At 65.7% G+C, this 12447-nt stretch carries 1 protein-coding gene; it reads left to right on the forward strand.

Features of this window, described 5'->3' with window-relative positions:
* Nucleotides 1-190: 190 nt before the first annotated feature.
* On the forward strand, nt 191-12430 hold the full coding sequence (locus AB0B25_RS17385) for a hypothetical protein (protein WP_357180066.1): 12240 nt from the start codon (nt 191-193) through the stop codon (nt 12428-12430).
* The last annotated feature ends 17 nt before the right edge of the window (nt 12431-12447 follow it).

The following is a 12447-nucleotide window of genomic DNA, read 5'->3' on the forward strand; positions in this document are numbered from 1 at the left end:
GGCCCCCCCCCCCCCCCCTCCCCCACCCACCGCCCCCCACCCGCCCCCCCCGCCCCCCCCCCCCCCCCCCCCGCCCCCCCCCCCCCCCCCCCCCCACGACGACACCGGCCACCGTCCGGACTCGGAGCCACTGGACCTGGATGCTGCGTTCGACGAGCAGAAAATTCGGATTCGGGCCGCGGTAGCGGGGTTGGCCGAGTCGGATCGCGCTGTCGAGTCGGCGCTGTTCGACGCGGAATCGGCCGGGGTGGTGGCACATGACGCCAAGTTGTCGGCTCTCCAGCAGATGATCGACTGGCTGGATGTGAAGATACGGTCGGTCGAGCAGCCGGACTTCGCCGATGCGCGGACGGTCGAGAACCTTCTCGACGAGATGTGGCGCGAAGTAGGCGAGGCGTTCACGCGGGCTGCCGACGTCTACAACGAGACCGCCGATGTGTGGACGGCGGCCGGAGAACGCGTGCGGCAGCGAAACGACCGCAAGATGCAGCTGCTCCAGAATTTCACGGCGTTCGTCGACGACGTGACGGCGGGATCGTCTGGAAACCCGTCGTGGGTGCAAGCACTCACCCAGGCGGAGTCGATCGAGCGCGCCATCGCCACGCGGGAGGCGTCCTACTGCGCCGAACGGGTTCTCGACGCGCATTTGACCGCCACCGCTCTCGTCGCTGAACGGGTCCGAGGCATCCTCATGCGTACCGTTTTCGAACAGCATGACCGCGGTGAATTGTCGGTTGCCCCTGATGACCTCTTCGGTCGAATCTGCGCCGACCTCAGGGACGACATCAGGACGGCGCACGAGATCGATGACATAACGGCGCAGACGGAACTGATGCTCGCCTTCGAGGCGTATCGCGCCCAAGAGGAAATTTTCGCCAAGCATTCCTTCCAGGCGTCTCGGGAGTCCGAACTATTGCGGCGAGTCGTCGACGAATTGCAGGCCCACGTGTGGCCGTCGGAACTCGCGGTCGCCGCGGTGATGGCCACCGATTTGTACCTGGCGTATCTGATGAATCCGTTCCCCGCGGACCTGCGGCCGGGAGGCGCGGCCCTCACGTCTGTCCTTGCCGACAGGTTCGCTGACTCGGACGAGATCCGGGCGTTCGATAGGAACCGTCGAGCCCTCGATCCGCAGACACCGGAATCCGCAGGGGAGCCAGGCGGGCGGGAGATCGACAATATCGGTCGCTCGCCTGATCCAGAGGGGCCGGCGAGAGCGCACACCGGCGTCCCGGCCGAGTCGCGCGGAAAAAACTCGGATGCAGGCGATGAGTCGGATAGTTCACTGCGACAGGGCAAGCCCGAAGTGGAGGCCGGTGGTCGGCATCGTACTCCGGATTCGGGTGCCGAGGGTGCCGAGGAACACTCGCCCACAGTGCGCCATGTCGAGGCCCCGGTGCAGGCACGTGTGGCGGAGCTGGCGCGCGCGAAGATCGACGCGGAGGTGAACTGGGCGACGCGCATGGCCCTGCTCACTCCCCGCGAGGTCCGCCGGCTCGCCGACAACGTCGTGTACCTGGAGCGGGCCGACAACGTGCATCCGGCGAAGCTGATCATCGCCGCCGGACATGGCGCGCACCTGGATACGCTGCGGGCGGTGGTTGCGGCCGACCCCGCTGTTTTCGCCCGGTTGGACGCCAACGGTGGCGGCATCGATTACTATCTGATCGAACCGGACGGCACGGCGTGGTATCTGGATCGCACAGTCGTGGAGCCGTACCGACAGCCCGCTGAGGGCGACCGCCGCTACAGGTTGTTGGCGGAGTCTTTGGCCGTGCGCGACCATGACCGGGCTGAGACCGCATCTCGCCCCGATCTCGAGCGCGAGCAGCAAACGCTCTATCAGCCGACCGAAGGGACACCGGGACAGCCGATCCGAGATGAGCACGCAGCATCCCAGCAACCTGCTGTCGTGACGGAGGTGGCCGAGCCGCCTCGGGTGATCGATGCCCGGTTGCTTGCCGATCTCGACTCAGCACAGCTGCGACAGCGCCATGCGGACGCGACCCGACGGCGCGACGCGGCCGCCGCGCGCTTGCGCGAGCTGGTGGGTGAAGTGCCCGACGCACCCGTCCCCGGCGGAGATCACGACGAGGCGGGCGATCAGCACATGACCGCAGCGCTCGAGACGCGCCGGGACCTGTTGCGTGCCGTAACATCCGCCGCCGAGCTGCGCGACCTCGATCGGGAGTTGTCCGCTGCGGTGGTCCCGGAGCATTACCTCTCCCCCGGAGAACACGGAATCGACCGGCCCACACCGCACGTCAGTGTCGCGGATGAGGTGATTGTCGTGGCGATGGACGGGTTCCACGGTGTCGCGCTGCACGAATTGCGTACAACCGCGAGTACGGTCTGGGAGGGGATCGTCAACGGCTCATACTCGGTTCGCTACCTGCGAGTGCACCTAGACGGGTCGACCACCCCGCTCGCCTCTGACGTAGTCGACCTCGACAGCATCGAGGCCGCCTGGGGCGGCGATATCATCGATGTGTCGCCACTGCGCGCCGAGTTGGCGGTGGTGGAGCAGCGGATCGCCGACCTGGAGCATCATCAGGCTGTCCAGGAGTTGGCGATGGTCGCGGACCTATTGGGCGCGCGGTCGGCCGCACCGATCGTCGAGGATTTACTGCGAGACGAACCCGCCGGTGTGCGGCGTACCGCGCAGGTTGTCGAATTCTCCGGCGAGCCACGCCGACTCGTGGTCGTCGCCGAGCCAGGGCAGCACCTGCGGGCGCTGACAGCGGCGGAGATCGCGCACCGGGATCTCGGTGACGCACTGTGGCGCTCCGACATTCAGATCGAATATTGGGAAATCGGTGTCCAACCGGACGGGACCGAGCGCGCCCATCAGGTTCCCGCGGCCCGCGCCGAAGGGCAGTACCGTGCCCCGACTCATGACGAAGTGCATGCTGTGTTGCTCGAGTTCTACACCAGCTGGGCCGACAGGATCTCGATGACCTTCGACCAGTGGTTCCGGCTGCTCGACGCGGGCCCATTCGGGGACGGTGATCCGACGGGTGCGGTGGATGTCGACGCGCTCACCGAATTCGGCCACCGGATGTCCGTCGATTCCCCGCTGCTGCCACCATGGCATCCAGCGGAAGTGCTGAGCCGACTGCACACTCGGCAGATTCCGCTGCCGCCGCTCGGCGATCACACCGAGTTGAGCGGTCGGCCGGCGGACTTGACAGTCCACCAGCCTGAGCCCGGTGACGCCCCCACCCGGGGCATCGACACCGACCCACGAAATGCCGGTCGGCGGTCTGATCCGGACGGGGCTGAGCAGCAGCCGATCTCGTCGCACTACACCGCGAGCTCGCAGCCCGATGGGACCGCGGAGCCGCCAGTTTCGCCTCGGCAACCGCCCCGGTTGTCGCTGGCCGACCGGTTGCGCGCCGCGGAGGCCGCGCACGAACCCGTGGTCCTGGAAGTTTTCCGAGATGGCACGCAACTACCCGAATACCAGGCCGAGCGGGTCGATCTGGTGGCATACGGCGACGATTTCGTGGTCGTCCGCAAATTTGTCACCCAGCCGCACCACCCCGATGCCGAGGACCTGGGCGCCATGGTGATCAGGGCACTCGGTGGAAAAGCGCCGGAGGTCCATGTCCGAGAAAACGTCGTCTACCTGGAGTACATCGAGCGCCCCACGCTGAGCCGGTTTCACCACGTTCTGCGCAATGACACGGTGCTCGTGACGTTGTACGGCGACTCCGCCGCCGGTCGCCGGCTCGGCTTCTCCGACCACCTGCTCGGCATTTTCGATCGGCGTGGCGACAATGTCATGGTCGACGGAACCGCCATCGACAACAGTCAGGCATTCCGTGATCCCGAGGGGGACCAGCATTTCGCCGCGCGGGCGGTCGGAATGCTGACATTGTTCGGGATCCAGTGGCTGGACCCGCGAACGCCATTGCCGAACCTCGATCCGATGCGCGGCGCACTCGAAAGGTTGCGGCCGGAATTCGATCGCCGTGGACGTTCCGACTGGCACGACGTGATGATGACACGTTTCGACCGCATCATCGACGACGCTGTCGATCAAGGGCGTGCTCGACTGGCTAACGAAGCGCTACGCGCACAACAGCGCGACGCGATCGCAGCGACTCTCGCGCGGTTGCCCCTCGACAGCCGACCCGACGCGGACACCACGCTGTCCGATCCGGAGGATACGCTCCACCGTCTGCGTTCGGCCGGGGTGAGCGCCGATCTGCTTGCCGACATCGACGGTGCTGCTACCGGCTATCAGAAGGTCGACGCTCGGATCCACACCGATGACGACGAAAGTTCGCGGCGCATGCGTCTGCTGGCAGCCGCGCAAGCTCGCGCGATCATCCGGGCCCGCACAGATCGCGTGCTCGGTGACCCGGAGCCCCTGGTCCGCCCAGTAGGCGACCCCCTCGACGGAATGCACCTGCGTGATGACGCCAACTGCGGGCCGCTGGCGATGATGGCTGTCAACGACTGGTACCGCGGGATACGCGGGGAACGAGCGGTCGTCGTCCCGGACATGCCCCTGGACCTGAGCGGTATGCCGGTGACAGCCTTGTCCTGGCTGGCGGGCGGCCGTCGGGAGTACTTCGGTGCCGGATCGACCGGGCACACCGAAGTCGCCGCACGGCTGCTCGACCTTTCGGCTGGTGACCGGCACGACGAGGTCCCCAGGCGGAAGCAGAAGGCCAAGGAGGGGCACGGCATGATCGTCATCGACACGCATGCCGACACCGGATCGTTGACTTCGGCACACGCCTACTTCGTGGTCAATCACCAGGGAGTGTTGCTGACATTCGACTACGGCGGCCGCTTTGTCGGCGAGTTCGACCCTGATCGGCCTCCCGTCACGCTGCGCGCTGTACACGGCATCGAATTCGACGCCGACGGGAATCCGGTGCGGCCCATCGTGGCCGAGCTCGACGCCGAATCTCCCCAGCCGGAACCGGGCCGGCCGCGCGGGCACGAAGTCGGCGACATCGGCCGTGCGCCGGACCCGGAACACACGCCGCCACACCAGGAGCACGACGAAAACCGAAGCGCACCATCGGCCGACGACCCGAACCAGAGTACCGACGAGATGCTACAGGGGCCCACACGCGCGGATGACGACCCGATCGTCATCGGCACCGACGACGGTGGCCGGACTGGCGCAGATAGTGTGTACTCTCGTCGGTTGCCTGACGGGTGGATGGTTTCTGACACGTTCCCATCGGGTTTGCGTCGGCCGAGCGATGAAGCGGTGCAGCTGTTCCAGGAGATTCTTGATGCGGAACAGGCCGCTGATCGCTCCGCGCAGCAACTCCGAGTCGAGGCCGCGCGGCGCATCCCGGAGGACGGGCATCGCGCCTTCGCCGAGCGTTATGTCGGCAATGAGCGCCGTACCGCGGCGTTGGCAGCGGAGTTGGGGATCACGCTCGAAGAGCTCCGTGTGCGGATGACCGAAGAGTTGAAGCGAGTATTCAACGGCGAGATCGTGATTCGAACCAGGGCGGTGACTCTGCAACAGATTCTCGTGAGCGGCGGATTCAAAACCCTGTTCGAGACCGCCTCGAGCAGCCGCATAGGCGAATATCTGCTGGAGGAGAGGGCGCGGTTGGAGCAGGCGATGTTCGGCTTCGCACGCGATCATCCGGTGGAATTGCGGCCGGTCTACGCGCGCGTTCGCACGACACGGGGGGACTGGCGTCGCGACGCCGCGGTCGCTGTCGAGCACGGCGATGTGGATGTTGTCCTCAAATCGACAGTCGCCGAACGGGCGACAGCGTGTGTCGGCGACCCGTGGGGCGTGAAGGCTATCCCGAGCCCGCTCACCGATCCACAGCCCGAGTCATTCGGCGCCACTCCGAGTCACCACGGTGAACTCGGCTATTTCGGTCTCGAGGGCGTGGGTCGCGACTACGCCGGAGACCGGTTCCTCGACAATAGCTCCGTCGAGGTTCAGATTCATGGTGTGCCGGGCCCCGATGGCCGGATTCGCCGTGTCGAGGTCACCGATATCGACCACCTCGTCTTCCATCGCGACCCTCCTGGCCAGCGACTACGGGAAATGCTGGACGAGGCCGGCATCCGGTGGTCGATGTCCTCCGACAACCGGGGACGGTGGTTGGAGTCGGGATCACCCGGCCGACCGAGAGCTGTCGCGCCGGACGCGGCTGCCACCGCTCGCGAAGACGATTCATCCATCGCGGGCCGTGCTGCCGCGGATGTGCGCATGGCGATGACCGGTGCTGCGGACGCGCCGCGGGAACCGTCGCGGGCCGAGTTCGTCGTGCGCGCGCAAGGCCCTGACCCCAGTGATGAAAGGACTCGGGGGCGTGCGGGCGCGGTGGCGTGGGATTGGCTGAGCGAGACGTTATTCGACTGGCCGGCCGACAAGATCGATGACGCTGGATTGGAACTTGCCGAACGTGTTGTGGCAGCACTGGCGAACGTCACCGATGGCGCGGTCCTGGTGGTGGTGGAGGAGACGGGTGAACCGGGTGCGCGCCGCGCGCTTGTGACCGTTGGCGATTCGAGCTTCGAGCTGGGTGAGACGCACGAGTTTCCCCAGTGGTTGGCCGATGCGATAGCCCCGGTGCGCCATGTCCGGTTGAACGTCCCAGGTGGGTTTGCCATTGCGGTGAGCTACCGGCATATCGCGCAGATCGCGGAAGCTCTCGCCCCGTACGGTGCGTCCGCCGGCCCGCGGGAAGTGGTACAGGACAATATCGATCACGGCCTGCGTCATCGATCGACCAGGAATCGCTCACGTCTGCACCATTTCCACGCTGATGTCGAGGCTGAATATCACCAGTTCCGGTTCGGTGATTCCGTGGTGGAACTGAGCATCTATCCATTCCGGGATCAGGCTTTTCGGGACGCCGTACGCAGTTTGGACCTTTCCGGCCGCGACGACCGGGTGGTAGCTCTCGACGAGTTCACCACCGCCATGGTCGAAGCGTGGCGGCAGCGCAAACTCGCACAGCCACAGCCCTCGGCCGCCGACCCGGATTCCGGCGACGTCGGGTCAGCGCCGGAAGGGCAGGTCTCGACCGATGTCGGCGCCGCTGCCGCGCGGCAAGTCGCTGCAGGAGCGGAAGTTCAGTCGACCGCGCGGGAGGCAGCGCAAGACCACCGGACCACGGTGTCTCGGGCGGGTGAGCGTCTGACCGAGGAACCGAATGGTGGGAGATATGACGGCCCTGCCCCCGACGTGCCGGAGATGTTCGACCCGAGGGACGATCGGATGCGGGCGGCAGCGCCGTTGCAGGAGATGGATCTCACGGACCCCGCCGGCGACCGGTCCGCCGGCACGCCGCCGGAGCAGCCGCGTTATCCGTCTCCAGACGACGCGGCGCGGGTGGAGTTCTGGGACAGGATCGAGCGGCTGGATCCGGCGGCATTGTCGCCCGAAGCGGTCGCGGATGCGGTTTACCAGCGGGTGCCGACGGATGAGATCACCGGTCTCTACGAGGGTCGGGTTTCGGGATTCAAGACCGGCGAGGTGCTTCGAGCGCAGCTGCATGTCGCGGCCAGCCTCGACAACGCCTGGTTCGTGTCGGCGGACATCGCCAACCTCCGGGGTCTCAACAACGCGTGCGCGGATCGGGCCGAAGCAAACGCGCACTACTTCGCTCTGGCTGCCATCTTCCGTACGGCATTCGAGAAATTGGGGGCCGTGGTGGTCCCGATGCGGGTCGGCGGCGACGAAATGGCCGCTGTCGTGGTCGGCAGCATCGACCACGGCATTATCGCCTCGGCAGTCGCTACGGTCGATGCCCAGGTTCGGGAATACGCTCGACAGCACAACTTGTCCGACGTCCCGCACCCGAAACATCCAGGGCAACCGGAATACAACGGTGTCGGACTGCACATTGGCTACACCGAGATTCTGCCCGGCCTGGCTGTCGGTGACATCTTCGACGCCGCGGATCTCGGCGTGGATCGCAGCAAGAGAAGGAGAGTAGATGTCGCAGGAGAACCGGGACGAGCGGCTGGGGCTGACGGGTCTGACTCCGGAGCAGAGGCAGCGGCGCATCGAGGAGCTGGAACGCGACCTCGCCAGGAAACAGCAGGAAGCGACGGCGAAGCTGCGGGCCGAGCGGGCGCGGAGGGCGAACCCGGACATCCGCTGAGCGGACACGTCCGGTACCCGCAGCCCGAGGAGGTGAAACACGCCAGGTTCATGAACGAGGTGGCCCGAATCGGGTATGCGGATCCGACGGCGTTCGTCGCCTTGTACGAGCCGCTCCGCAAGGACGAGGTCACCCGGTTCTATGAGGGGCATGGCTCGGGATTCGTGACCGGCGAGCTGGCCCGGGCTCGCCGATGGGTCGCCGATACCGGAGAATCCGGCTTCTTCGTGTCGGCCCACCTGATCAATCTCTCCGGCCTCAATCAGTACGCCCAGAATCGGTCCGAGGTCGCCAACGGCCATTATCGTGCCGTCGCGGAAATCTTCCGCACCGTGTTCGAGGCGACGGGGGCCAGGGTCGTTCCGATGCGTACCGGCGGCGACCGCGTCGCCGCGGTCGTGGTCGGGACCATCGACGCGGCGACCATGGACGCCGCGATCGCCGCGATCGACAGCAGAATCGGCACATACACCCGACACGAGGCGCTGGCCGACATTGCGAATCCATCGAACCCTGAGCAGCCGGGGGTTCATCTGCGCCTCGGATATGTGGACATCGCAGCCCATGACGGCATCGGCGACATCATGCTTGCCGCCGAGCGGCGGGTGTTCGGGCACGACGATCCGCCCGCTGGGACCGTCGCCCCCCACTCTCGGTCGCCGGCCACGCCGGAGTCTCGCGATATCGGCGGCGGTGGCAGACACGACGTGGCCGGTATCGACGACGGCGAACCAACAGTTCCCTCCAACGAGGCCGAGCGGACTCCTCGCGGTCCGGACAAGAACCTGGACGCCGGTTTGCCGGAGTGGAGTCGGCCCGAATTGGTGGGAGAGGCACGCCGGAATCCGGCGCGCGCTGGTGGCGCCCTCACCTTCGAAGCCGGTGTCGCCGGCGAGCTGGCCGAGCAGCCACAGCTCCGCGCGATCGGCACAGCGGCCTTCGGCGATCAAGGCGGACCGGCCGTACCGGACGATGTGGGCGCTGCTGGTGAAGGTGAAGTGGTGTCAGGCTCCTTGACGGTGGTGTCGGCGGTTCCGCACCACGAGTTGACAGCAGCGTTCACGAGATACGGCGACACCGACGATGGTGGCTGGACAGGGGGGGACAGCACATACTCACAACAACTGCCGGATGGATCCCGGGTATGGAGGTTTTCCGACACGTTCCTCGGACCCGTGAGCCCGGAGGGGTCCCGCCCGAGCGATGTTCCGATCGTGAGCAACAGCTTCGTCGTCGACCACCACGGCACGATGTTCACTGTTCTCGGCGGGACCAACGATCAGCCGACGGCCGTCGTGCCGCCGCACGACAACGAGTTCTATTGGGTCGGCGGCGGACACGTTACCGAGAACACGCTCGACGTCATGTTCATGCGGTTCACCGATCTCCAAATTTTCGACGCGGGCGGCGATTTCGACGCTGCCGATTTCGAAGCCGCCCGGCTCCGGGCCGCGCTGACCTCCGGCGGGTTCGAATGGGAGCTGCGGGAGAACGTACTCGTCCAGTTCGACATCACAGATCTGCGCATGATCGGCGCCACCTCGATGCCCTCCGCTACCGGGATTCATTGGGCGTCCTGGGTGGAATTCGACGGCAGCCACACCTACGTCCACGGGGTGGAAGACCTCGGCGCCACCAAGTACATGCACGTCGCCCGGGTACTGGGCAACGACCTGCGGGCGCCGTGGGAGTTCTTCACCGGCCGAGATGATCAGCGCGCGAGATGGTCACCACGCGAGATCGATTCCGCGCGAGTGATGGCCGGTGTTTCCAACGAGTACAGCGTCACCCGGTGGAACGGCCGGTATCTGCTGATCACCCATGACACCACCCACCCATTCGCCGCCGAGATCCTGGTGTATGAGTCGACATCGCCCACCGGCCCGTTCACCTCACCGACGGTGCTCTATCGTGCACCGGAGGCCGGAATCCTCGGCTCCTACCGGGATCCGAACGTCATCATCTACAACGCTCACGAACACCCCGAACTGCGACGCGGCAATACCCTGGTCATCAGCTACAACGTCAACAGTGTCGACGTCCCCGGCGTGCTTGCCGACGTCAGCAAATACCGGCCACGCTTCATCGAAGTCGAACTGAACGATGGAACAACAAATGATGCAGGGCCGCCGCGGTCACCGAGCGCACCAGCAGAACCGGATCCGCAGGTGGCCGTCACTGATGTAGATTCGACAGCCGCAACACGGGAATTCGACGACCATGCGGTCACCGACGTAGACGGCACCGCGAACGTAAACCAGGTCGGCGAACAGCCCTGGCAAGGTTCGCCCGAACAGCCGATGGCCGACACGCCGGGCTGGCGTCGGTACCGCATGCAGGATGAGGTCGAGTTGGCGCGCGACCTGTACAACCGACCGGAGAGCAGGGCCGCGGCGGTCGCGATGCTGGACCGGATTCGGTACATGAACTCGCGTCTGTTCCCGGACAAGTCGCCGAAGGAGATCGACGCGGCTTTCTACGCGAATACCATGCCGCGATGGGGCGGTATGGTGCTGCCCACCGTGTCACTGGACGAGCTGCGACGCGACGGAAATCTGCGCGAGATCATGGCGGCTGTGTTGAACGCGAGGTTCCGGAATTCGATTACCGACAATGCTTCGGGCACAACGTTCTCCGAAGGCATCGCGCGGTTGCTGAACCAGCCCGGGTGGGAGGCGCGTGCCGGCGAGTTGGGGCTCGATGTCGCCACACTGGGCGTGCTCCGGGAAACCATATCGTCGGCACATCCTGGTCGGGAGATCACTGCGGCCGCTGTCAACAACGAAGGGAACCTGGGTCGTAGCCGGGCCGCGGATGCCCGGTTGCTCGACGAGTACGAACAAAGCCGTGCCGCGCGTCGCGATCGAACACCGGCAGAGAAGCGGCGCAAGAATTTCACGGTGCAAGACTGGGACCTGCTGGGAATGCCACTGTCTCGCCGCGAACTCGAGGCGATTCCCGGCGAACTGGAGGTCTTGCGGATCGACAAACTCGAGCACGGTTATGAACTTCCCCGCGACGCCAACGGCCGTGTCGACACCGATGCGCTCGAAGCCCGGATCCGGTTTGAAGACACGTCGGTCGAATACACACTGCCCATCTACACCTACGACCAGAACGGCCGGCGGATCAGAGACGACGACGGCTCCTGCATCGTCGACAGAGTCGAGTTATACCGCCGTGTCGGAACGATCGACTCCGAGAAGGCCCTGCTCCTGGATCCCACGCATTTTGTCGTGCCACTGCCGTGGGAGCCCGGGGCGATCTTTGTCGACTTCGATCCGGGCAGTGAATACTTCCGACAGATCGCTGTCGAGCGGGGGATTCCGGTCACTGCGGCATTCTCGGGCTCCGCCGCCCGGATGATGCACACGTTCAGGTTGCTGCAGCCTGTCGACGTGTCTGAGCGTGACTACATTGCCGCCACCATGGCTATCCTGATCCCCCATCATCATTCGCTATTCGAGACGGTGCAGGGCATGCGAGCGGTCGGGTACCCGGTGGTGTCCGAATCCGCGGTCTCCGATCGCGGCGTCGAAGGTCTGTACCAGGCCGTCGACGATGCGGTACGACGCAGGAACGAATGCCTCACCCATGTGGCACGAACCGTGTGGGCGCTGGGAAACGATGACGGACGAATTCCCCAACGGGGCGAAAGAGATTGGCGTGCTTTGGAAGCTGCCATCAACGCCCAACTGAAGAAAGTGTTGCCGCGGCCCGGAGCCGGCGATCCCATGACATCGGTGGTCGAGGCCGTACGCGCAGGACAGGACGGGGCCGACACCGCTGTTGTCGTGGTAGACGACGGCGTCAAAGCACACGGCTACGTGGTCACGAACGTCGGCGGCACGATCTTCGTCTCGGACACACTCATCGAATCTCCCATCGACGTCCCACGCGTGCGTGCTTACGACAACGGAGACGACAGTTGGATACCGCCCTACCATCGGGTCGAAGAGGCCTTCGTCGCCTACCTCGCGAACGATGGCGGCGTGCTGTCGGCCCTGCACGCGCCAACCTTCGACCGTAGCGACCGCGACCTTCCGCACCATGACATCGAGGGCCCGCCGAACGACCGGGATCGCCGGGACGACGACCATCCCGAAGCCTCTGAGCCCGAGCGGTTCAGGCAGTGGTACCGCATCCGCGCGAGCATCGATGGGCCGCACCAGAGCCTGGCCCAGTACGCCGAAATGCACAGCCTCACCCTGACACAACTGCACCGTTGGCTCGCCGAGGCGGGCATCGTCGACGCCTCAGTCGATACCGGCGCACCGGTTGTGCGCCCGACCGGGCCCGAAGACGCCCCTGGCTGGGCTTGACGCCTTCGCGACTACCT

Source organism: Nocardia sp. NPDC049190, assembly GCF_040648115.1.
Taxonomy (GTDB): domain Bacteria; phylum Actinomycetota; class Actinomycetes; order Mycobacteriales; family Mycobacteriaceae; genus Nocardia.